At 63.9% G+C, this 24,951-nt stretch carries 9 protein-coding genes; 6 read left to right on the top strand and 3 right to left on the bottom strand.

Annotated elements, in window-relative coordinates:
• Nucleotides 1–96 precede the first annotated feature (96 nt).
• Both M0D67_RS15040 and M0D67_RS15035 read right to left on the bottom strand, forming a co-directional pair.
• Nucleotides 97–1,866, bottom strand: a complete 1,770-nt coding sequence (locus tag M0D67_RS15040; protein WP_266239034.1) for a cyclic peptide export ABC transporter — start codon at nt 1,864–1,866, stop codon at nt 97–99.
• A gap of 130 nt (nt 1,867–1,996) precedes the next feature.
• Nucleotides 1,997–2,155 carry a hypothetical protein gene (locus tag M0D67_RS15035; RefSeq protein ID WP_266239033.1) on the bottom strand — a complete coding sequence of 53 codons (159 nt, stop codon included), beginning with the start codon at nt 2,153–2,155 and terminating at the stop codon, nt 1,997–1,999.
• On the opposite strand from M0D67_RS15035, the gene M0D67_RS15030 reads away from it, so the two are divergent.
• From M0D67_RS15030 to M0D67_RS15010, 5 genes are all read left to right on the top strand, one after another.
• Nucleotides 2,154–11,990: a non-ribosomal peptide synthetase gene (locus M0D67_RS15030; protein WP_266239031.1), complete on the top strand. Its 9,837-nt coding sequence runs from the start codon at nt 2,154–2,156 to the stop codon at nt 11,988–11,990. The two genes, M0D67_RS15035 and M0D67_RS15030, sit on opposite strands and share 2 nt — an antisense overlap.
• A 69-nt stretch (nt 11,991–12,059) precedes the next feature.
• Nucleotides 12,060–17,093 carry a non-ribosomal peptide synthetase gene (locus tag M0D67_RS15025; RefSeq protein WP_266239030.1) on the top strand — a complete coding sequence of 1,678 codons (5,034 nt, stop codon included), beginning with the start codon at nt 12,060–12,062 and terminating at the stop codon, nt 17,091–17,093.
• A 78-nt stretch (nt 17,094–17,171) separates the two neighbouring features.
• On the top strand, nt 17,172–18,551 hold the full coding sequence (locus M0D67_RS15020; RefSeq protein ID WP_266239029.1) for a lysine N(6)-hydroxylase/L-ornithine N(5)-oxygenase family protein: 1,380 nt from the start codon (nt 17,172–17,174) through the stop codon (nt 18,549–18,551).
• A gap of 45 nt (nt 18,552–18,596) precedes the next feature.
• Entirely contained in the window at nt 18,597–20,834 is a 2,238-nt protein-coding gene (locus tag M0D67_RS15015) for a TonB-dependent siderophore receptor (protein ID WP_266239028.1), read from the top strand.
• A gap of 100 nt (nt 20,835–20,934) precedes the next feature.
• Entirely contained in the window at nt 20,935–21,777 is an 843-nt protein-coding gene (locus tag M0D67_RS15010) for a formyltransferase family protein (RefSeq protein ID WP_266239027.1), read from the top strand.
• Between the two features lie 390 nt (nt 21,778–22,167).
• Here the strand turns inward: M0D67_RS15010 and M0D67_RS15005 are convergent, their stop codons facing one another.
• A complete protein-coding gene (locus M0D67_RS15005; protein WP_266239026.1) occupies nt 22,168–23,874 on the bottom strand; it encodes an MFS transporter in 1,707 nt (568 codons plus the stop codon).
• 127 nt (nt 23,875–24,001) lie between these two features.
• Here M0D67_RS15005 and M0D67_RS15000 point away from each other — a divergent pair, with 127 nt between their 5' ends.
• Entirely contained in the window at nt 24,002–24,919 is a 918-nt protein-coding gene (locus M0D67_RS15000; RefSeq protein WP_266239025.1) for a LysR family transcriptional regulator, read from the top strand.
• The last annotated feature ends 32 nt before the right edge of the window (nt 24,920–24,951 follow it).

Genomic DNA, 24,951 nt, shown 5'->3' with positions numbered 1-24,951 from the left:
CCGCTTCGACTCTATTGCTGATCGCAGACCGTTCGAGCTTACCGCGTGCTGAGCGCTCGACCAGACACGCCCAGCACGGACTTCACTTAACCCAACTCATCCCACCGTGCCGTTCGCCACGGCAGCCTGCTCAATGGCCTGCGCCGCGCCATAAGTCTCGCTGACGATACTGCCGTTATCCAACTTCAACACGCGATCCGCGAGATGGAAGTAGCGATCGTCGTGGCTGATCACGAGCACCGTCTTGCCGCGCGAGCGCAATTCAGGCAGCAGTTGTTCATAGAACACGGCTTTGAACTGCGGGTCCTGGTCCGCGGCCCATTCGTCGAACAGATAGAACGGCCGGTCTTCCAGATACGCGACGACCAGCGCCAGACGTTTGCGCTGTCCAGTGGAGAGCGCGCGTGTCGAGAACGCGCCGTTCACCACCTGCACCTTGTGGTCGAGCGCCAGCTTCGCAACCAGTGCATTCGCGCGGGCGTCGGCCTGGGCGCGCGACGCGGCGTTCGGATCGACGATACCCAGCAGCGCGTCGAACAGATGGAAATCGTTGAAAACAGCCGTGAAACGCTGCCGGTACGCGGCGCGCTCGGCGAAGCCGACCGGCTTGCCGTCCAGCTCGATCGTGCCGTCTTCCGGTTCGTAGAGACCCGTGAGCACCTTCGCGAGCGTCGTCTTGCCGCTGCCGTTGCCGCCGACGATGAACACCAGCTCGCCGGGCCTGAACGTCAGATTGACCGGCCCGACGCGGAACATCCGTTCGTCGCGCTCATGGAAATACGAATGCGTGACGTTGCTTAGCGTGAGCGTCCGGTATGGCGCGTGTGACGCGTTTTCATCCGGCGGCGGCGCGGTGCGCAGCGCGCCGAACTCGCTCATCACCTTTTCGATGCGGTCGAGCGACACGCGCGCGGCATTCAGTGTCGGAACGTTGTTCAGCAAACCATCCAGCGGCAGCAGCATGAACAGGAACACCACCACGTAGCCCGACGCGGACGGCGCATCGGCGTGTACGCCGAGCGCCGGCCAGAAGGCGGCGACGCCCAGAAACACGTAGAACAGGAACACGATCCAGCCGACCCCGACCGCATAGGCGCTGAACGCCTGGCGTCGCTGGTCGCGCACTTCGTCGATTGCCGAGCCGAGCTGGCCGTCGACGAATTGACGCGAGCGGGCCTGGTGGAGTTTCAGTTCCTTCGCGCCGGTGAACAGCGCACCGAGATAGCCGAACAGTTTGTCCTGTGAGCGGCCGGCGGCTTCGAGCGAGGCAATCGCCCGCTTGTCGCCCGCGTGATAGCCGAGCGAGCCGACCAGGATCGCCGCGATCGCGAGCAGGCAGACCGGCCAGGAGAGCCACGCCAGATAGCCGAGGCAGCCGAACACGATCGAGCCGTGCATCACGAGATTGGGTAGCGCGAAGAACAGCATCGACACGTTAGTGGCGTCGTCGGTCAGCACCGACTGCACGGGTGCCGCGCCGATCCGTTCGACGTCGCGCAATTCGGCTTCCGCGACGCGCCGCGCGACGTGCGCGCGCAACTGCGCCATCGTGTCCTGCGACAGTCGCGCGAACAGCACGCCGGTGATGACGCGCGTGACGAGCGCAATCACCGCGCATAGCGCAAAACGCATGGCGAGCGACATGTCGGCGGCGCCGGGTTGCGACAGCGCGCGGCTTAACGTCGCGACGAGCAGCACGCTGGCGATGCCGTTCAGCACACAGGCGGTGAGCGCGATCGCGAAGGCGCCGCGCGAGCGCTTGAGTAGCGCCACGATCAGGCGCATGGCCGGTTTGCCGGGGGCGATAGCGGCGGTTGAAGGAGAAGGCGAGGGTGGCGCGTCGTAGCGCTCGTTGGCAGCGGTCATCGGCAAAAGGTCGCAGTGGGTCGCAATGGATCGGTGAGATGCGGTGCATGCGGCAGCGCATGCGGGTGGCAAATCCGCGGGGCGCAAAGACACGCCCCTCGCTTGATAGACGAACGGCAGCTGCAAACATTTACCGTCTATCGCCGCCTGTTTCATCAAAGCGATGCAGTCCGAATAAATCGACGGCGGCGGTAAAGATTTGCAAGCGCGGATCGTCACACCAATGAAGCGGCCCATTGCGGCCTGCGACTTGGCCGATGCGGCCAGTTCTAACGGATTTCACGCCCATGACGAGTTTCCCGATTGCGTTGCACCACCGAATCCGCGCTTTGGCGAGTGTCGAACCCGATGCACCCGCGCTTGCGTCGTTTACGCCACACACCGTGCGGCTGACGCGAGGTGAACTGGACAGCCGCGCGGCGCGGCTTGCCGCACAGTTGAGGGCGGCGGGCGTCACGACGGAGGTGCGCGTTGGCGTGTGTGTCGCGCGGTCGTGCGATCTGTTTGTCGCATTGCTCGCGGTGCTGAAGGCGGGCGGCGTGTTCGTCGCGCTCGATCCGCGTCATCCGGCCGCACGCCTCGATTGGGTCGCGCAGGATGCGGGTCTCGCTCACGGCATAGTCGACGCTTCCGCCGACGCCGCAATGCGCGCGCGTTTCGCGCAGTGTTTCGACGTCGCAAACGACGCTTTGGCAGACGCGGCCGCAGCGCGTTTCGACGGCGATGACGAGCCGGTGCATCCGCGGGCGGCCGCCTACATGATCTATACATCGGGTTCGACCGGCACGCCAAAAGCGGTTGCCGTCGAACACGGACCGCTCGCCGCGCACGGCGACGCGCTCGCTGAATCGTTGCCGATCGACGGTAGCGATCGCGTGCTGCATTTCGCGTCGGTGAATTTCGATGTCTCGATCGAAGCATGGCTGGTGCCGCTCGCCGTGGGCGGCAGTGTGGTGATCAGCGATCCGCCGCCGTTTCCGCCGGAAGCCACGCATGCCTTCATGCTGCGTGAAGGCGTGACCAACACCACGCTGCCGCCCGCTTACCTGCGCGAATTCGCGAACGTTTGCGCGCGCCTCGGCGTGCCGCCTTCGCTGCGCGTGCTGCTGTTCGGCGGCGAAGCGATGTCGCAGGACAGCTTCGACGAGATTCGCCGCGTGTTCCCATCGGTGCGGCTCGTCAACGGCTACGGGCCGACCGAAGCGGTGATCTCGCCGATGCTGTGGCCGGTCGACCCGGGCATGACGCCGGCGTTGGAGGCGGGCAACGGTTACGCGTCGCTGCCGATCGGTTGGCCGATCGGGCGCCGCGTGGCTCGGATTGAGGGCGCGGCGCAGCGCGGCGAGGCCGGCGAACTGTTGCTCGGCGGCGTGTGTCTCGCGCGTGGCTATCATGGCCGCGCGGCGCTTACCGCCGAACGCTTTCTGCCGGACGAAACCGGCGAGCCAGGCGAGCGGATTTATCGCACCGGCGACCTCGCGCGCGAACGTGCGGACGGCTCGTTCGACTATCGCGGCCGCATCGACGATCAGGTGCAAGTGCGCGGCGTTCGCGTTGAACCCGGTGAGATCGCGGCGTGTCTGCTGACGCATCCGGCGATTGCCGATGCGGGTGTGCTGGCCGGGACAACGGGTGGCAGGACGCAACTGATTGCCTGTGTGGTGCTGAAAGATGTGGTGGTCGGCAAGGTACTTGGCGACGCAACGCACAGCGACGCAACACCTGGCGACGAAGTCCGCAGCGAAGAAGCGCTCAGCGACGCGGCATTGCAGGCGCATCTCGCCGGGCATCTGCCGCAAGCGTGGCTGCCGCATCGCTTTGCGCGCTTTGCACGTCTGCCTTATACGCTGAACGGCAAGCTGGATCGTGCTGCTTTGCGCGATGCCGTGGCGGCATTGCCGGTTGCGGCGCCGGCCGACTATGTCGCGCCCCAAACTGTCACCGAACAGCGCCTCGCCGGTCTCTGGCAAACGCTGCTGAACGATCTCACGCCGATCGGCCGCACAGACCGGTTCTTTGCGCGCGGCGGCGATTCGCTCGCGGCGATGCAATTGCAGGCGGCAATCCGGATCGAGTGGCGCGTGAATCTACGGCTCGATGCCTTGTTCGACGACCAGCCGCTCGAGACGCTCGCGGCGCTGATCGATAGCAGCGAAACTGAGTCGGCCGTGAACCGGCATCAGCAGATCACGGTATTCCAGCCTACAACTGCCGCGTTCGTCGACCGTGCCGCTTCATTCGCTCAGCAGCGTTTCTGGGTCCTGGCACAGACTCAGGAAGCCGGCTCGGCGTACCACGTCGCCGTGCAATGGGACGTGCAGGGCGTGCTCGATCTCGGCACGCTGCAACGCGCGCTCGATTGTCTGATCGAGCGTCAACAGGCCTGGCGCACCACGCTCGTCGAAACCGACGATGGCATCGTCATGCAGCGCATCCATGCCGCGTTGCCGGTGCGGATTGCCGGAATCGATCTGCACACCGGCAGTGAGGCCGAGCGCGCAGCGCGGCTGGCAGCGCTGACGGAACAGCACGTCGGCGCGGCGTTCGATCTATCGCATGGCCCGCTCGTACGTGCCACGCTCATCACGCTGACCAACAACGCGCAACGCTTCCTGTTGACGACCCATCATGCGATCAGCGACGGCTGGAGTTCGCGCTGCGCCTTCGACGAACTGCAGGCAGCCTATGCGGGGTTCGCGACGGGACGTATGCCGCAATTGCCCGCGCTACCGGTCCAATATGCCGACTATGCGCAATGGCAGCGCGACTGGCTCGCCGCAGGCGAAGGCGAGCGGCAGCTCTCGTATTGGCGCGACGCGTTGCGCGCTGCACCCGAACCGCTTCTATTGCCGCTCGACCGGCCGCGCGCGCCGCAACGCGACTATCGCGGTGGCCGGCTCGCCTTGCGGCTGCCGCAAGCGATCTCCGCCTCTGTGCGCGAAACCGCGCGACGTGCCCAGGCGTCGCCCTTTACCGTGCTGTTGGCGGCTTTCGACGCCTGGCTCTATCGACTGACCGGTGCGACCGACATCGTCGTGGCTGCGCCAATTGCACATCGGCAACGTGCGGAAACCGCATCAATGGTCGGGTTGTTCCTCAACACGCTTGCTTTGCGCGCGCGTGTCGCGCCGGACCAATCGTTCACCGCGTTGCTCGACGGTGTGCGCCGCTCGGCGTTCGATGCCTTCGCGCATCAGGATGTGCCGTTTGATCATGTGCTCGACGCCATCAAGCCGCCGGTGCGGCGTGGCGAAGAATGGCTCAAGGTCAAATTCGCGCAGCAGTTCGATCTGGAACTGACGGCTGAATTGCCGGGCGCTTCGGTGCGGATGTCGCCGGGACTCGATCTCGCCGCCCGCTTCGATCTCGCACTTGATTTTACGGACGATCCGCGCGGCATCGAACTGGTGGTCGCCTATGCGCTCGACGGCCTCGATGAAGCGACCGCGCAGGCGTGGCTCAACAGTTACGCGGCGCTGGTCGCAGACGCGATGCGTGATCCGCAACGCGCGATTGGCGAACTCGATTGCGCGGATGGGGCTGAATATCACTTGGCGCGACATGGACGGACACAGAAACCTGAGGCGGATAGCGTGCTTGCGCTTTTCGCGCGTCACGCAAGTGAAACACCGCGTCGCGTCGCGCTTGCAGACGCCGACACGCAGCTTACGTTCGCCGAACTCGATGACGCATCGGACCGCATTGCGCTTGCCTTGCAGCAATGCAAAGTTGGCGTGGAGCAGCCGGTTGCGGTGTGCATCGAGCGCTCGGTGCGCTTCGCGGTCGCGCTGCTTGGCGTGATGAAGTCCGGCGCCTACGCGGTGCCGCTCGATCCGGCTGCGCCGCACGAGCGGTTGGCGGCTGCCGTCGATGCCTGCGGTGCGCAATGGATGCTGACCGCGGGGGGCGTGCAAGCCCCGCCGGCGGTGGGCAATGCCAGGACGCTCGACCTCGATTCACTTGTGCAAGGCACGTCGCTTGGGGTGCCGAAGGCTGCAGCCAACGTCAACTCCAACGCCCCTCTCCCGGCACCGCTGCCAGGCCAGGCCGCCTATCTCATCTTCACATCAGGATCGACCGGTACGCCCAAAGGCGTGGTGATCTCGCATCGCGCGCTGGTTGATTACGTCGAAGGCATGCTGGACGAACTCGCCTTTGCCGCCGGAGCCTCGATGGCGATGGTCTCCACCGTCGCCGCCGACCTCGGTCACACGACGCTATTCGGTGCGCTCTGCTCGGGCCGCACTTTGCATCTGCTGCCGGCTCAATGCGCGTTCGATCCCGATCGCTTCGCTCACGAGATGCGCACGCGCGACGTCGGCATATTGAAGATCGTGCCGAGCCATCTGCATGCGCTGCTCGATGCGCAGCAAGCGGCCGATGTGCTGCCGGCGCACGCGTTGGTGACAGGCGGAGAAACCCTGCCGTGGTCGCTTGTCGAGCGGATCGCGGTCCTCAAACCGGCGTGCCGTGTCATCAATCACTACGGCCCGACCGAAGCGACAGTCGGCGCATTGACCTGCGACACGTCGGCACCGGCGCAAGCTGCATTACGCTTGGCAAATGTTCACGCGGAGCAGGCCGGGAATGCCGCGCAATCCGTGCCGCTTGGCCTGCCGTTGCCGAACGCCTATGCGTGCGTGCTCGACACCCACGGCGCGGGTGTGCCGCCAGGCGGGATTGGCGAACTGTATCTCGGTGGTTCAGGGCTTGCACGCGGCTATCTGAACCGTGCCGCCGCAACCGCCGAGCGCTTTGTACCGCATCCGTTCGCGCCGGGCGAGCGCCTCTATCGGACCGGCGACCGCGTGCGGCTGCGCGCGGACCGTCGATTGGATTTCCTTGGGCGTCTGGACGATCAGGTGAAAATTCGCGGCTATCGCGTCGAACCCGGCGAGGTGAGTGCGGCGCTGCGTGCGCTCGAAGGCGTCGCTCAGGCGGAAACGCTTGCCGTGGAGCATGAAGGACGTTTGCGCCTGGCATCGTTCGTTGCGTCGTCTAATGGTGCACGTCTCGACGAACCGGCGTTACGCGCTGCATTGACCGCGCGTCTGCCGGATTACATGGTGCCGGCAGTGTTGCTGATCGTAGCCGCGTTGCCCGTGACCGCGAACGGCAAAGTCGATCGAGCGGCATTGCGAGCGCTCGCCGCCACACCCGCGCCATCCGTGGCTCAAGGTGACGCACCGCAAGGGGCCACAGAGGAAGCACTTGCCGTCGTCTGGAAGGAGGTGCTCAAAGCCGAACGCGTGGGCCGCGATGACAATTTCTTTGAACTGGGCGGCGATTCGATTCTGGTGTTGCAGGTGATCGCGCGTTCGCGCAAACGCGGTGTGCGTTTTACGCCGAAGCAGTTGTTCGATGCGCCGACGTTGGCACAACTCGCATGTGTTGCGACAACGGTGAATGCGGCGGCACCGGCTGCGTCGAAAGCGCATTCAATGTCTCCCGCATCTAACGCACAGGCATCGCCCACAAAGTCCGAAGAGTTCACGACACTCACCCCTGCACAGCTGCGCTTCTTCGCGCTGGATATTCCGCAGCGTGGTCACTGGAATCAATCGATCGAACTCGCTGCCGAGGCGCCGTTCGACGTCGATGCGTTCGCCGGCGCCTTCGAAATGCTGCTGACGCATCACGAGATCTTCCGTCATCGTTTCGCGCCGAGCGGTCCTCGTGGCGAATGGCAGCTCACGTTGGCCACTCGCGCGTTCGAGGCACTGCCGCTCGCGATCGCTTCCGCGCGCGACGAAAGTGACGCGCTCGCCCAGTTCGACGCGCTGCAGAGCACGTTCGATCTGACGCATGGCCCGCTCGTGTGTGCGCTCGCCGCGCTGCTACCCGACGGGAGGACGAAGCTTTATCTGGCGATTCATCACCTGATCGTCGACGGTGTGTCGTGGCGCGTGTTGCTGGACGATCTCGACGCGGCCTATCGTGCTGCGCGCGAGCGCCGCACGATACGTCTTGCGTCGACGGGAACGAGTGCGCAGGAGTGGGCGGCGCGGCTCGCGCGCGCTGCGCTCGACGCAGCGAACTCGCCATTTGCCGCCGAAGTGCCGTATTGGGCTGCTCTCACGGCACCTTGCGACGACCTGTCGCTCGACCATCCGCAAGCCCAAGCGACTAACGCGGATGCGCAAACCGTGATTCAGACGATCGACGCGGATCTGACGCGCGCCGCATTGACGGAGGCCAACGCGGCCTACCGCACGCAGATGATCGAATTGCTGATCGCGGCATTGGCGCAGTCGCTCGGTATGCCTCACTGCCGCATCGAGCTCGAGGGCCACGGCCGCGAGTCGTTGTTCGACGATGCCGATGTGAGCCGCACACCCGGCTGGTTGACGAGCCACTATCCGGTGCAGTTCAACGTCGAAAACACGCCGGCGGCGACGCTCGCTGCGATCAAGGACACGCTGCGCGCGGTGCCGAATAAGGGGCTGGGCTTCGGTGTGTTGCGCCACTACGGCGACGCGGCGACGCGCGCGGCGCTCGCCGCCGTGCCGCGGCCGCATGTGACCTTCAACTACCTCGGCCAGTTCGACGCGCCGCGCGAGGCGGCTCTGGTGCCGCGCTTCGGCGGCGCAGGCTGCGAGCGCGATCCGGCGGGTCCGATCGGCAATGCGCTGGCGATTCACGCCTATGTCGACGGTGACGCCGCACGCACGCTGAAAATCCATTGGGTGTACGGCGCGACGCAGTTCGAGCGGGCAACGATCGAGGCGCTCGCACAGCGTTTCGAGACCGCGCTGGCCGGGTTGACCGCCGCTTGCGCGGCGCGTCTCGCGCAACGCGGCGGCGGGGCAACGCCGGGTGACTATCCGCTCGCACGCGCGAGCGGGCTCACACACGCCGCATTGGAGCGCGTGCCGCTCGATCTGCGCACCATCGACGACATCTATCCGCTCTCGCCGATGCAGCACGGCATTCTGTTTCACTCGCTGTTCGCGCCTGAGCAATCGACGTACGTGAATCAACTGGTCGCGACGCTGAACGAACCGGACGTCGAGCGTTTGCGTGCCGCGTTCGAGGGCGCCGTGCCGCGCCACGACATCCTTCGCACCGGTTTTACGCCGAACGAAGCGACGCCGATGCAGATCGTGCATCGCCAGGCGCGCATGCCGGTCGAGATCCTCGATTGGCGCGATCGAGGCGACGGTGCGCTCGATGCATTTGAATCCTGGCTCACTGACGACCGTGCACGCGGTTTCGATCTGACGTCGCCGCCTTTGATGCGCGTCGCGCTGATCCGCGTGACGGATGAGGCATGGCGTCTTGTCTGGACCCGTCATCATCTGCTGCTCGACGGCTGGAGCACGGCGCGTTTCTTCGCTGACGTGTTGCGCGACTATATCGAGCCGCGGCGTGCGCAACCGTTCGCCGCACCGGCCAAAACGCGCTACCGCGATTTCATCGCATGGCTCGCGGCGCGAGATGCTGGGAGCGAGCGGGCGTTCTGGCTGCAACGTCTTGCGCTTATCGATGAACCGACGCTGGTTGCCGACCGCGAGCGCGAACAGGATTGCAACGACGCACGCTCGCACGTCGCGAGACATCTCACACACCGCGAATCCATCGACGCCGACACAACGGCACGGCTCACTGAAACGGCGCGCCGTTTGAAAGTCACGGTCAATACGATGGTGCAGGGCGCATGGGCGCTCGCCCTGCAACGGATGACGCATCACACCGCCGTCGCGTTCGGCGCGACCGTGGCTGGCCGCCCCGACGCGCTAGCCGATGCCGACACCGTGCTGGGTCTTTTCATCAACACGCTGCCTGTCATTACCGCGCCGCTGCCGCAACGCTGTGCATCGGCATGGCTGCAGGAATTACAGCGCGACAATGCCGCCGCAGCGGAACATGCGCATACGCCGCTCTACGAAATCCAGCAGTGGGCGGGGCAAGGTGGCGGCGCGCTGTTCGACACGCTGGTCGTATTCGAAAACTATCCGGTCGATGAAGCGTGGCAAGGGCGCGACGAGCGCGCCCTCAAGCTGCGCGACCTGCGCAATATCGAAGCCACCAATTTCGCGCTCACCCTGGTGATCGAAGCCGGCACGACGCTCACGATCGACTACGGCTACGACGCCACGCAACTCGACGCAGTCCGGGTGGCCGCTTTGCATCGCGCGTTTGCCGCGTGCCTTGCTGGTTTGATCGCAGAACCGCACGCACCGTTGGGCACGATCTCGATTGCAATGGCCGACGATCTCGCCACGCTGGCGAACGCCAACGCGACCACGCAATCGTGGCCGCAAGCGCAGCAGCAACCGTTGCATCGCCAGTTCGAACGGGCCGCTTTCGCGTCGCCCGACGCGATCGCGCTGGAATTCACCGATTCGCAAGGCCGTACGCAACAGATGACCTATGGTGCGCTCGATGCGAACGCCAATCGGGTCGCGGCTGCCCTCGTCGAAGCGGGCATACGGCCCGATACGGCGGTCGCGTTATGCGTCGAGCGTTCGTTCGACATGGTAGTAGCGCTAATCGGCGTATTGAAAGCGGGCGCAGCTTATCTCCCCATCGATCCCGACTATCCGGCCGAGCGTATCGCGTATCTGCTCAACGACGCGAGCCCGGCGGTCGTGCTGACACAGCAGCATCTGCGTGACCGTGTTGGCGCGGCGGTCGGTAGCACCGCCGTCAAGATCCTGACCGTTGACGAACTACTCAATACCGAAGCCGTGCTCGCCACAGCGGTGGACGTCGCGCCTGAACAACTCGCCTATCTGATCTACACGTCGGGTTCGACGGGCAAACCGAAAGGCGCGGGCAATACGCATCGCGCGCTCGCGAACCGGATCGCGTGGATGCAGGACGCGTATTGTCTGCGCGCCGAGGACGTCGTGCTGCACAAGACGCCGTTCGGCTTCGACGTATCGGTATGGGAGTTTGTCTGGCCGCTCGCGGCCGGTGCGAAACTCGCGATCGCGGCGTCGGGCGATCATCGCGATCCGGCGCGTCTGGTCTCGGCAATCGAAACGCATCGCGTCACGACGCTGCACTTCGTGCCGTCGATGCTTGCCGCGTTCGTTGCGCATCTGGAAGATTTCAAAGCGGCGGCGCGCTGCGCGAGCATCGAGCGGATCGTGGCAAGCGGCGAGGCGCTCGCGCCGGAACTGGTGGCACGCGTGACGCAGCTTCTGCCGAATGCACGGCTCTACAACCTGTACGGCCCGACCGAGGCTGCCATCGATGTGTCGCACTGGACCTGCGGTGCAGGTGATGCCAATGCGATGTCCGTGCCGATTGGTCATCCAATTGCGAATCTGCAACTGCATGTACTCGATGCGGCGCTGCAACCCTTGTCACAAGGGGCAATCGGCGAACTGTACCTCGGTGGCGCGGGACTCGCGCGGGGCTATCTCGGCCGTGCCGCGCTGACGGCGGAGCGCTTCGTCCCCGATCCTTTCGCAGAGGGCGCGCGCCTTTATCGAACCGGCGACCTCGCTCGCCGTCGTGCGGACGGTGCGCTCGATTACCTCGGTCGTATCGATACGCAAGTGAAGCTGCGTGGTCAGCGCATCGAGCCCGGCGAAATCGAAGCCCTGCTGCGTGCGGAGCGTGGCGTACACGACGCGGTGGTGATCGTGCGTGATGAGCAACTGATCGGCTACGTCGCGCGAGGCGTGGACAACACGATCGACACGCGTGCCCTGCTCGATGCGCTGCGCGCCCAACTGCCAGCTTACATGGTGCCCGCGCAACTGATCGAGATGGAGGCGCTGCCGGTTACGCCGAACGGCAAGTGTGATCGTCATGCGCTGCCCGCACCGGTTCGTAGCCTCTCGTCCGGCGAGGGCGCGGCTGCCTCTTTGCAAACCGATACCGAACGCGAGCTCGCCGCGATCTGGAAACGTGTGCTGCGTCTGGAGTCGGTTGGCCGCGACGACGACTTCTTCACCCTTGGCGGTCACTCGCTACTCGCGACGCAGGCCAATGCGCAGGCCAATTTGCATTGGACGCTGATCTTGCCGCTGCGCACGCTATTCGACGAACGCACGCTGCAACGCTGCGCCGCGGCGATCGATCGCGCGCTGGCCGAGCGCGACGCGGGTGCCGGCGAGGACACCGCGAGCGCGATCGACGCACTCCTCGGCGAATTCGAACTGCAATGAGCCACCACGCCGACAGGCACTGAGCATTGAGCACTGAGCACTGAGCACTGAGCACTGAGACAACCCAGTATGACGACAGCCAAACCGGATCTGCTTTCCCTCGCGACACGCTTCGCGCTTTTGCCGGACGCGCAGCGCAAGGCCTTTCTCACGAAGCTCGACGCAGCCGGCGTCGATTTTCGCGTGCTGCCGATTCCGCCGCGCGCCGAGCGAGCCGCGAGCGTGCCGGCTTCGTTCGCGCAAACGCGCTTGTGGCTGCACGCGCGCATGATCGACGAGCCGGCGGCGTATCACATCACCGAACGCCTGCGGCTCGACGGCGTGCTCGATGCGAACGCGCTTCGTCTTTCGTGCGATGCATTGATCGCGCGCCATGAAGCGTTGCGCACCACCTTCACTGAGGGGGCGGGCGGTGTGTTGCAGACCGTGCATGCGCCGTCACGCTGCCCGTGGCATGCGAGCGACGTGAGCACGTTGCCCGAACATGAGCGAGAGCCGCGCGCGGCTGCCATCGCGCAAGCCGACGAAGCGCAGGCGTTCGATCTGTCGCTCGGTCCGCTGATGCGCGCGCATTTGATCCGGCTAGACGCGACGACGCATTGGCTCGCGCTGACGACGCATCACATCGTGTCGGACGGCTGGTCCGCGGACGTGATGCTTGCGGAGTTGGCGTCGTTCTATCACGCGTATGCGAAGGGCGAGGCCGTATCGCTGGCGCCGTTGCCGATCCAGTACGCGGATTACGCGTTGTGGCAGCGCCGCTGGCTCGACGCGGGGGAGCGTGAGCGTCAACTGGCATTCTGGCGCGCCCGGCTCGATGCCAGCCGCGACGTGCTGATGCTGCCAGGGGCCGCGCCGCGTCCGGCGCAACGGAGTGCGCGTGGTGCGCGGCACCGGTTCGTGCTGGACGCGGTGCTCGTCAAGCAGGTCAAGGCGCTCGCCAATGTACAGCGCGCAACGTCGTTCGCCGTGCTGCTTGCGGCACTCAACGCCTTGCTCGCGCGCTCATCGGGTGAAGCGCAAATTCAGATCGGCGTGCCCGCTGCGAATCGGGAGCGCGGCGAAGTGGCCGGTCTCGTCGGTTTCTTCGTGAACACGCTGACGCTTGCGACGCCCGTTCCCGCTACGCAACCGTTCGCTGCGTTAGTCGGCGCGACACAGCAAACGCTCATCGACGCTCAATCGCATCAGGACGTACCGTTCGAACAGGTGGTCGAGGCGCTCGGCGTGGTGCGCAGCGCGAGCCATCATCCGCTGTTTCAGGTGATGGCGGCCTACGGCGCGCGTCGCCGCTTGCCTTCGCTCGCCGGCGTTCGCATGACCGAGTTGCCGTCAGGGGCACCGTTCGCCAAGTTCGACCTGACGCTGAGTTTCGAAGAACGCGACGACGGTTCCGTGGATGCCTACTTAATCTACGCGCTCGATCTTTTCGCGGCGGATGCGGTTGAGCGGCTCGCTGCGCGTTTCATCGAATTGCTGTCGAATGCGACCGCGGCGCCCGGGACGGCGGTTGGCGATTTGCAATGGCTGCCAGAAAGCGAACGCACCGAGTTGGATGCGTGGAACAGCACGGCAGTCGATCATCAAGAAGCCTTCACGCCAGTTCATCAGCGTGTGGCCGAACATGCCCACGCCCGCCCGAATTCGCGCGGCGTAGCGGATCTTGAACGCTCGCTCACGCGCGGCGAAGTGGACGCACGCGCAACGCGGCTCGCGCAGCGCCTCGTCGCGGCCGGCGTGAGCGCGGAGATGCGCGTCGGCGTGGCGCTGAGCCGTTCGGTCGATCTGCTGGTCGGCCTGATCGCCGCGCTGAAATCCGGCGGCGCGTTCGTGCCGCTCGACCCGAGCCATCCGCGCGAGCGTCTCGCACAGATTCTCGACGACGCGCAGATTACCCATGTCATCACAGAGCGCGCCAGCCTGGCCGCGCTGCGGGCTTCGGATCGCCTGCGCCTGTGGCTGATCGACGAGGAGCCGCTGCATGACGATCCGTCGTCCGCATCGATCGTGTTGCCTGACGTCTCGCCGCACCAGGCGGCCTATGTGATCTACACCTCGGGTTCGACCGGCAAGCCGAAGGGCGTCGTGGTCGATCACGATTCGTTCGCGCGGCACTGTGCGGCGATTGCCGAGCGTTACGGCGCGGGTGAAAGCGACGTCTTCCTGTTGTTTCAGTCGGTCAATTTCGACGGTGCGCACGAGGGCTGGTTCTCGCAATATATGTCCGGCGCGGCGGTGGCTATTACCGCCGACACGCTATGGCCGCCCGCGCAAACCTGCCGGATGATGGTGCGCGAGGGCGTGACGATGACCTACGTGCCGCCCGGTTGCGCGACGCAGCTTGCGGAATGGGCGCTCGCGCACGGCGCGCCACCGACCTTGCGATCGCTGACGGTGGGTGGCGAAGCGACTTCACGCGAAGCCTTCGCGCTGATGCGCCGTGCGTTTCCGAAGGCACGCATCGTCAACGGTTACGGGCCGACGGAGACGGTCATTACGCCGATGCTGTGGATGTTCTACCCCACGGACGATGTCGCGAAGCTCGCCGATAGTGCCTATCTGCCGATCGGCACCCTGGTCGGCGCGCGCTCCGCCCACGTGCTCGATACTCGCCTGAATCCGCTGCCGGTGGGTGTGATCGGCGAGCTGTATCTGGGCGGCGAGGGGGTGGGTGTCGCACGCGGCTATCTTGATCGGCCGGCGCTCACCGCTGAGCGCTTTGTGCCGGATCCGTTCGGTGCGCGAGGCGCACGGCTCTATCGCACGGGCGACCTGGTCAAGCGGCGTGCGGATGGGGTGTTCGACTTTATCGGCCGCGTCGATCATCAGGTGAAGCTGCGTGGCTTGCGTATCGAGCTGGGCGAAATCGAGGCGCAGCTCGCCGCGCATGACGATGTGCGCGAAGCCGTGGCGATTGTGCACGGCAAGGGCGCACAAGCGGCGTTGGTGGCGTATGTCGAGTTGAGCGCCGAAGCACGCGAGCGCAACACGCGGGCGGACGCCGCCGAACTCGATGCGCATTTACGTCACACGTTACCCGACTACATGGTGCCGGCGCATATCGTCGTGCTCGATGCGTTGCCGCGCAATGCAAACAGCAAGGTGGACCGTGCTGCATTGCCGGAGCCGCAGCGTGTGGTCAGGGCTTATCAGGCGCCGGCGGCCGGCCTCGAAACGGCGCTTGCCATGATTTTCCGCGAAGTACTGGGCGTGGAGCGCGTCGGTCGCGGCGATCATTTCTTCGAACTCGGCGGCCATTCGCTAGCGGCAGTTCGCGTGGCGACGCGCGTCGCCGAGCGGCTCGCGCGAGACGTGCCGGTGCGTACGCTCTTCGAAGCGCCGATTCTTGCGCAGTACGCGCAGCGGGTGATGGCAGCGGAGCGGAGCGAGGCGGTAGTCGGGGTGGATGTCGAGTCCGAGTTGCAGTCCGGGTTCGTGCTTGCTGCGGCGAGTCCGCGCGCACTTACCGGAGTGCCAGGTGTGTTGCCACTGTCCGTAGCGCAATTGAGCTTGTGGTTCCTGTGGCGCACACAACCGGACAGCGCGGCATATAACATTCCTGTCGCGCTGCGTTTGCGCGGGCCGCTCGACATCGATGCTTTGCGTGAGGCGTTTGCCGGTGCCGCTGCGCGGCATCCGGCATTGCGCACGCGCCTCGTCGGATGCAAAGGCGAGTTGCCTGGCCAACGGATTGCGGCGATGTCGCCTTTCGAACTGCCTGTGGTCGATCTGTTTTCGCTCGAAGCGGCGTCCTCCGCATGTCAAGCTGCCGCCGTTCTGCTCACCGACGAAGATGCGCTGACCCCGTTCGACCTGCTTGACGATGCACCGCTCTGGCGCGTGCGTCTATTGCGTCTTGGCGAGCACGATCACGTTTTGTCGCTGGTCGTGCATCACATCGTGTCGGATGGACAGTCAATCGATCTGTGGCTTGAGGAAGTCCGCAGGATTTATGTGGCGATCGTGCGTGGTGCGTCGCCTACGGTTTCGCCTTTGCCTCACCCGCTGGTCCTGCCGGTGGCGGCGCCCCGAGCGCGCCTGTCCTTCTGGCGCGACATGCTCGCCGACGCGCCCGTGCACGTTTTACCTTCGCCGCCTTCGGGCCGATCCGCAGCGCCGCGCTGGACCGCAGGCCGCCTCGCGTTCGAGGTCGCCCCGGACGTAGTGCGGCGCGCCCGCGCGATGGCGCTCGAAGTCCACGCAACCCTGCCGATGCTGCTGCACGCCGCACTGAACGCCGCGTTCTATCGTGCGACCGGCGTGACCGATCAGCCGATCGGCGTGCTCGCATCGACGCGTGAATTGACAGGCGAGACCGCGCGCCGCGCGCTCGGACTCTTCATCAACGCGGTGGTTGTGCGCACACGGCTCGCGCAAACGGACACACCCGCCACGCTGCTGGCTGACGTTCGCGACGCGGCTCTCGCTGCCTATTCGCACGCGGACACGCCTTTCGCCGAGGTGGTCGCCGCGTCGCGCTCACCGCGCCCGGAACCAGGCAATCCGCTTTTCTCAGTGATGTTCAACTACCTGCGCCCTACGGGAGCAGCAAAGCGCGACTGGGCCGGTCTCACGCTCGACGATTTCAACGACGTGCGGTATCGCGTCGTGTTCGAACTGGAACTCGACGTGGTCGAGCATCCGGATGGACGCGTGACGGGTGCGTTTTCGTATGCGGATGAACTGGTCGACGGCCGCTTCGTCGAGGCGCTGACTGCTGACTATCTGAGCGTCGTGCAGCAGTTCGTCGATGCGCCGCATGAAGCGCTCGGTGCGTCGCCGGCGCGCTTTGCACTTGCAGCGCCTGGCGTGGCGGCAAACGCGCATATCCCGGCAGCACTTCACAACGAAGCAAGCCGGCACGCCAAGGCGCTCGAACGCGTCTGGAGCGATCTCTTCGACGGCAACACGCCCGCGCATCACGACGATCTGTTCGAAGCCGGTGCAACTTCGTTCGACGTGGTGCGCTTCGTCGACGCGGCGCAAGCAGCGGGCCATGCGTTGTCGATTGCCGATGTATTCGCCGCGCCGACCTTCGCTGGACTGGGCGCGCGAATCATGGCGCGGGCCTCGACCGTTACCGAGCTACGCGATGCCGGCTAAAGCCCGAGCTTTACAGCAACCATTATTTTCCGGCCAGCGCATCCGGCGCGCCGGCTCACACCGATAAGGACCTGCGACATGCACAGAGACACCGTATTTGATCTGATCGGCATCGGCTTCGGACCGTCGAATCTGGCGCTTGCCGTGCGCCTCGCCGAGGAGGCAGGCAAGGCGGACCACGGGAACCTCGCGCATTGCTTCATCGAACGCCAGCCCGAGTTTGGCTGGCACCGCGGCATGCTGCTCGACGACTGCCGCATGCAGATCTCGTTCCTCAAGGATCTCGTCACGCTGCGCGATCCGAAGAGCCGCTTCACGTTCATCAACTATCTGTTCGAGCGGGGACGCCTGGCGGATTTCGTGAACCTGAAGAGCTTCTATCCGACGCGTGTCGAGTTTCACGATTACCTCTGTTGGGTGGCCGCGTCGTTCGATGAACGTGTGCATTACGACCAGACGGTGATCGGTATCGAGGCGGTCAAGGCAGCCGGAAAGCTGAACGAAGTCGAAGCACTGCGCGTGTTCTCGCGCGACGAAGAGGGCCGCGAATGGCAGCGCGTGACGCGAGCGCTGTCGGTCGGCATCGGCGGCGGCGCTCAGGTGCCGGAGGCTTTTGCCGCACTCGGTTCGCACAACATCGTGCACTCTTCGAAGTATCTGACTTCGATCGACCGCGTGGTGGGCGACGCCGGCGGCGCGCGCAAACGCGTGGCGGTCATCGGCGCAGGGCAGAGCGCGGCGGAAGTGTTCGTCGATCTGACGCGCCGTTATCCGCATGTCGACGCGAGTCTTGTGATCCGCTCGAGCGCGCTCAAACCCGCCGACGACAGTCCGTTCGTCAACGAGATTTTCAGCCCGGCCTTTACCGACATCGTCTACGCCCAGCCGAGAGACGGCCGCCGCTCGCTGATCGAGCGCTTTCGCGACACCAATTATGCGGTGGTCGACCGTCCGTTGATCGAGCAGATCTACGAAATGCTCTATATGCAGAACGTGTCGGCAGAACCTCGCCATCGACTGCTGGCGAACACGGGCATCGAGACAGCGGTGCGCACGGCTAATGGGCAGATCGAACTCACGCTGCGCGATCGCCTGAGCGGTCACGCACGTGCCGAACAATTCGATGCGCTCGTGCTGGCGACGGGGTATCGCCGCGACACGCATTTCGAATTGCTCGAAGGCCTTGCGCCGCATCTGGGGGATGCGCTCGCGCAGGGCAATGTCGAACGCGATTACCGGCTCGCCACGCCCACGAGTTTCAAACCGTGCATTTACCTGCAAGGCTGCTGTGAAGACAGCCACGGGCTTTCCGACACGCTGCTGTCGGTTCTCGCGCTGCGTTCCGACGAAATCGTCGCGTCGCTCGCGCGCCACACATCGCAAGACCGGTCGGCCAGCCGGAAAACACAAACAGAAGAAAACGGGACGAGCAATGGCCGCATGGCCTTCGCTCTTTGATAAAGCGCGGCCAATTGGCTGCATAACAACCTGGAGCATCGAGAGATGGAGTGGGCAATAGGCACGCGTCGGCGTGCGATCGCCGCAGCGTCAAGCGTGGCGTTTTACGCGGCGGCAGCCGGGCACGCGCAGGCGCAGCAGGCGACGCAACCCGCCGCGCAGCCGGCGGGCGACGCACAGCAACGGACCAAACCAGCACAACCGGACGCAACGCCAGCCAATACGCTGCCTTCGATCAGCGTCAAGGGCGCCGCTGAAAGCGAAGCAACGGTCGGTCTCGTCGCTCGCCGCAGCAGCACCGGCACCAAGACCGACACCGCGCTGAAGGAAATCCCGCAGACGATCAACGTCGTGACCGCGGAGCAGATCGAGCAAACTGGCGCAACCAGTATCAACGAGGCCTTGCGCTACGTTCCGGGCTTTTCGACGTATGGCGCGGATGTGCGTTCCGACTGGTATTCGGTGCTGCGCGGCTTTACGCCGACTGTCTTTGTCGACGGTCTGCAGGTGCCCAATACGCTCAATCTCTCGAGCTGGCGTGTCGACCCGTACATGATCGACAGCATCACGGTGCTGCGCGGTCCGACTTCCGTGCTGTACGGCCAGGGCGATCCGGGCGCGATCATCGACGTGCAGAGCAAGCTCGCGAACGGCGAGCGCATCCGTGAAGTCGAAATGCAGGTGGGCGACTATGCACGCAAGCAACTCGCCTTCGACGTGGGCGACAAGGTCGATCAGGACGGCACGCTGTCGTATCGTGTCCAGGGCGTAGGGCGCGACGGCAATTCGCAAACCGGGCCGAATCCGGAGCAGCGTGTGGCGCTGGCGCCCTCGGTGAAGTGGCAGCCGAACGCGAAGACCTCGCTGACCGTGGAGGCGACCTATCTGCAGGATTGGGGCGACGCGTCGAACAACTTTCTGCCGGCGCAGGGCACGATTTTGCCGAATCCGAACGGCAAGATTTCACCGGATCTCTATACGGGCGATCCGGAGTTTTCGCACTACCGCAAGAAGCAGTGGTCGGTGGGCTACCAGTTCGAATACAAGTTGGATCCGGTCTGGACGTTCCGGCAGAACACCCGCCTGATGCACCTGTCGCTCGATCAGGGGCAGGTGTTCGGCGGCGGTCTCGATCCGGCCGACCCCACCCAGGCGTCGCTGTTGCGCTACGTCGGCTTGTATCAACTGAATTACAGCCGTTTCGACGTCGACAACCAGGCGCTGGCCAGATTCCGCACGGGTCCGCTCGACCATACGGTGCTGCTCGGCTTCGAATACAACTGGCAGTCGACGACCGATAGCGAGTGGATGGCGACCGGGCCGAGTCTGAATATGTACAACCCGGTATATACGCCGATCACCAACGCGATTTTCGATGGCCCCAACGCATTCCCCCGCACCGATACGAAATCGACACTCAATTCGTTCGGCGTGTATGCGCAGGACCAGATCAAGTGGCAGCGTTGGGTACTGACGCTTGGCGGCCGCCAGGACTGGAGCGACACGACGCAGAACGATCTCGCCGGTGGGACACGGCTCACGCAGAACGACCATGCCTTCTCCGGACGCGTCGGGCTCGTGTATCTCGGCGATTATGGGTTGTCGCCGTATATCAGCTATTCGACCTCGTTCAATCCGTTGGTCGGCGTGAAGATCGCGGGTGGTGGCATTGCCGAGCCGACCAGGGGCAAGCAGATCGAAGCGGGCTTGCGCTGGCAACCGGCGGGCAAGAATCTGATGTTGAACGCGGCGGTTTACCAGATCAACCAGACCAACGTCGTCACGCCGGATCTCGCGCTCGACCCGACCGGCGGCACGTCAGTGCAGACGGGCGAAGTGCGTTCGCGCGGCATCGAGTTGAGCGGGGTGGGTAACGTCACGCGTAATTTCTCGGTGATTGCCGCGTACGTGTACCAGGACGTGAAAAACATCAAGGCGGGCGACGATACGTTGGGCAAATGGCCCGTGGATATTCCGCGCCCGCGCCAGATGGCTTCGCTGTGGGGCGACTGGACGTGGCACGTCGGGCCGCTGGCGGGCTTGGGGCTCGGTGCGGGCATTCGTTATCAAAGCGGCGTAGCGGGCGCCGCCGACAACTCGCTGTATGTACCGAGCTATACCGTGTATGACGCGGCGATTCACTACGAGATGCGCAACTGGCGCTTCGCGGTGAATGGCCAGAACATTTTCAATCGCCGCTTTGTGAGCGGTTGCCAGTCGGTGAATACCTGCTTCTATGGGAATCCGCGCACGGTGATCGCTACGGCGAAGTACGACTGGTAAGGGGAAGGCGTTCGCGGCGGACCGGGTTGTTTTCGTGTGCCGTCCGAACGCCTTTCGTTTTGATCTCATTTGCAACTATTGATACCCATTCGAACCGACTATGCCGAAGAAAAAACTCGTTTATATCTGGTCTCTGAGAAACGCAGCCGCCGATAAGGCTGGGCAGGATGTCGCGTACAAAGGCGGCACGCGGTATATGAAATCGGTGCTGGAATCGCTTGTCGAAGCGCTGAACGACACCGGGCTCGGCGAGCAGTACTCGCTTGAGAAAGTGATCTATGACGACGATGCGGGTTCGTCTCTGGATCGTGAGAAGCTGAAAGAGTATGGGTTCTCGTACGAGCCGGGCAAGCGCTGGTTCTATCCGCCGAATCTGCGGGTGCAAGGTAAGGCTGTCAACGAGTTGTTGCTCGCGATTCCGTCTGCGTATCGGCGTGAGCCGCCTGGCGGCGTGGGACGCGTGGCAGGCAAGAGCCAGTTTGAAAAGCATCTACTCGATACGCTTGTCGGACTGAAGGCCGATGTCGTCGTGCTGGACGGTCTGTTGATCATTCTCGATGAGCTGGTTCGGCCGGGTGCGCTGTTCGAGCGGAAGGTCGTGAATATTCATCCGGGCGTGACGCGGGAAGATTCGCCGTACGAGCGGCGTGGGGCTTATGCGACGCTCGATGCTTTGTATGGTGCGCGCGGTAAGAAGGTGGTGAACTGGACGACGATGGAGTCTGTCGAGGTGGAGCCGGTTTATCTCACCGGTGCGTCGTTTCACTACGTCGATAACGGGATCGATTCGGGTGAGGTGATTCATGATGTGCTCAATACCGAGATCGGTAAGGACGATACGATTTTGGAGCTGCGGTGGAATAATTTTAATCGGAGTGTTTTTCCTGCGTTGCAGGAGGGGTTGGTGATGTTGGGTGGACATGCTGTCCGGGGTGAGGCTTGAGGTTTTGGTTCTTTTTTTGCCTTTAGCGGCGGCATTGTCAGTGTTCTTATGGCTTTGGCCTTTCCTTGAATTGTTAGTGGTCTATTAGTGTTGCCCCTGTGCGGGGCGGCACCTACTTCTCTTTGCCGGCTGCAAAGAGAAGTAGGCAAGAGAAAGCAGCTCAAACCGCTAATTCTAAGTGGGCGCAGTGGTCTGCTGCGGGTAGTGGTGCATCTGGAATCTGGGTTCGTGCACCTGCATGCGCCAGTGACAAGGGCGTCATACTTCCGGCGGCGCTGCGCGCGCCGAAGAGTACTTCTAACACCGGTCCGATTCTTGGGAAACGACGTGCTGACACTGCGTGTCCTGGCCTCCGGGTGCAGGCCGCCGCAAGGCGGCCTGTCAGGCGCTTTAGCATGAGTCGCATCGAGCGACTTGCTGTGCCGAGCCGGTGCCTATATTTCTCGGCCGCCTCGATGCGCTGCCCGAGATCACAAAACTCAGTGCCGCAAGTATCCATACGCCGGCGCCGCCGTATAGCATCACCCAGCCAAAACCTTCCATCAGCGCGGCGTGAACCGCAGTGCCCGCAGGATCGATCTGCGCTAACGCCGGAATTCCCGCTCGGACCGCTTCGACGTCTCCCGCTGCGATTTTTTCGGCGAGTCGCGCAAGTAGGCTGGTGTCGATCGTCGCCGGTAGTCTTGCCTTCAGATGGAACAGGATGCCGGCAATCAATATCGCACCCATCAACGCAATGTTGATCGCAAGCGTAATCATCCGTGCACTCATGTCGATACCAGACGCCATGCCCGCTCGCTCCGCGGGAACAGCACCCGTTGTCGTGTTAGTAACGGGCGTGTTGGTCAGGCCGAGACCAGCGCCAGCGAGTAGGCAACCGGGCAACATCGTCAGCGCGTCCGGATGCGCGACACTGCTGCCGTATTTCATCAACATAAAGCCAAGGCCGATGACGAAGAGGCCCCCAGGAATTGCGATTCCCGGGCCATAGCGCAGCACGAGCCGTTCGCCGAGCGGGGGAAACAGCAGCGTAGGCAGCGTGTACGCAAGTAACGCCAACCCCGCGCTCATGCTGTCGTAGCCAAGGCCAATCTGGAAGTAGATCGGTATGTAGATCATGAAGGGCCAGAAACTGAAATTCATCCCCGCAGAGCCCATCAGCGCGCCCGAAAACTGCGGAATCCTGAATACGGAAAAGTCGAACATCGGACGTGCGCTGAATTGCTCGGCGCAGAGAAAGGCCACGAAGGCAAGCACCGTCGCCACGACAATGAAAATCGCGCGAGGGCTCGTGAAGCCAAGGTCCGAACCCTGCGTGATGAAATACACCAGACCGAAAACCGCCAGCGAAAGCGTGACGATGCCGGCCACGTCGAGCGTATGCGCGTGCGGATCGCGCGATTCCTGTACGCCACCGAAGACCAGCGCCAACGCCACGATGGCGAGTAGTCCGTGCACCCAGAAGACCCATTGCCATCCCGACACCGCCACGATCATCCCGCCGATAATCGGTCCAAAACCCAGCCCGATGCCGAGAATGATGCCCCATGCGCTGAACGCCCGGGCGCGCTCGGGTCCCTCGCTGAACTGGTGCGAAAGCACGGCAACCTGGCATATCAGCATCGCGCCGCCGCTCGCGCCTTGCAATAAACGCCCGACGATCAGCGTCGGCACGCTCTGCGCGAGGCCGCAAATTAGTGAGGTCAGGCCGAACAGCGCAATACCGATGACGAAAATCCGGCGGCGGCCGAATCGGTCCGCCAGCGCGCCGGTTGCCATCAGCACCGTCGTCACCCCGAGCGTGTAGGCATTCATGATCCACTGCATGCCCTTGAAGTCGCCATGCAGGACGCGCTCGAGCGTCGGCAGGATCACCGGCACGCTGGAGATTTCGAGGCCGAACATCAGTGAAGCCAGGCACACGGCGCCCAACGCCAAAGTGTTTTTGCGGATGGAGAAGCGAGCCGTCGATTGCGCGGCGTTGCTCGAAAGGGCGTCGGTTGCCCGCGTGTCCGACAAGCTTGATGGATGTTCTTCTGCGATAACCGTCTGGGAACCTTCGTCGTAGGACGGCGGCGCGTTTCTGGACCTGGACATAGGAATTCACCTCGATAGTCGATGGCTTTGGCCACCATGGACTGTGTAATATAGAGGGAATGTAAGTCCCTATTGACGCGAATAAATCCCGGAAATGCGTCCTCCACGGAACCAATAAGGTGAGGGTATGAGCGACATTCTCGACGGCGTGACAACGTTCGTGCGTGTGGTTGAGACGGGCAGTTTCGCGTTGGCTGCCGAACGCATGGACCTGACACGCTCGGCGGTCGGCAAGGTCATCGTGCGGCTCGAAAAGCGTCTCGGCGTGCGTCTGCTCAATCGCACGACGCGCAGCCAGAGTCTCACCGAGGCCGGGCAAGCGTATTACGACCGTTGCGTGCGCGCGCTGGCTGAACTCGAGGCCGCTGAAGCCGATCTGGACTCGGGGCGTCGCGAACCGAAAGGACGTCTGCGGGTAAGCGTACCGCAGGCCTTCGGTCATCATTGTGTAGCGCCGGTGCTGCTTGGGCTTGCGCGCAGGCATCCGCAATTGAAGATCGACATTTCGGTCGCGGACCGCTTTGTGGATGTCGTGGAAGAGGGCTTCGATCTCGTCGTGCGGATTGGTCCACTTGTCGATAGCGTGAGTCTCGCGGCGCGGCGGCTCGGTGTTCAGTATGCAAGTATTGGCGCCGCGCCGGCGTATCTGGCGCGCTGCGGCACGCCGGGCCGTGTGGCTGAATTCCACGGGCACACGATCATTGCTTATTCACGCAACGGGGTTATCGAGCCGTGGAATGTGCTCGATGTCGATGGGCAAATCCGCCGCGCGGATGTCGTGCCGCAGCTTAGCTTTGACGATATGCAGGGGATCGTGGATGCCGCGATTGCGGGCTTCGGACTGGCGTGGCTACCGAGCTGGCTGCTCGCGCGTTTTGAGGCAACAGGTCAGTTGCAGACCGTGATGGAGAATTGTTTTCGACCTTCACAGGAGATCAACGTTGTGTGGCCGAAGAGCCGGTATCTTGCGTTGAAGACGCGCTGCGCGATCGATGCGCTTGTCGCCGAGATTCCCGCAATGCTCGGAGCGCCCCCAGCGAACTGACGAGGAAACGCGCCCGGCTGCGGGCGCGTCTT

The sequence above is a fragment of the Paraburkholderia sp. SECH4 genome (assembly GCF_030511745.1).
In the GTDB taxonomy this organism is placed as follows: domain Bacteria; phylum Pseudomonadota; class Gammaproteobacteria; order Burkholderiales; family Burkholderiaceae; genus Paraburkholderia; species Paraburkholderia madseniana.
Note: the sequence above shows the minus strand (reverse complement) of the source record. Positions and strands in the feature narration are given on the sequence as shown.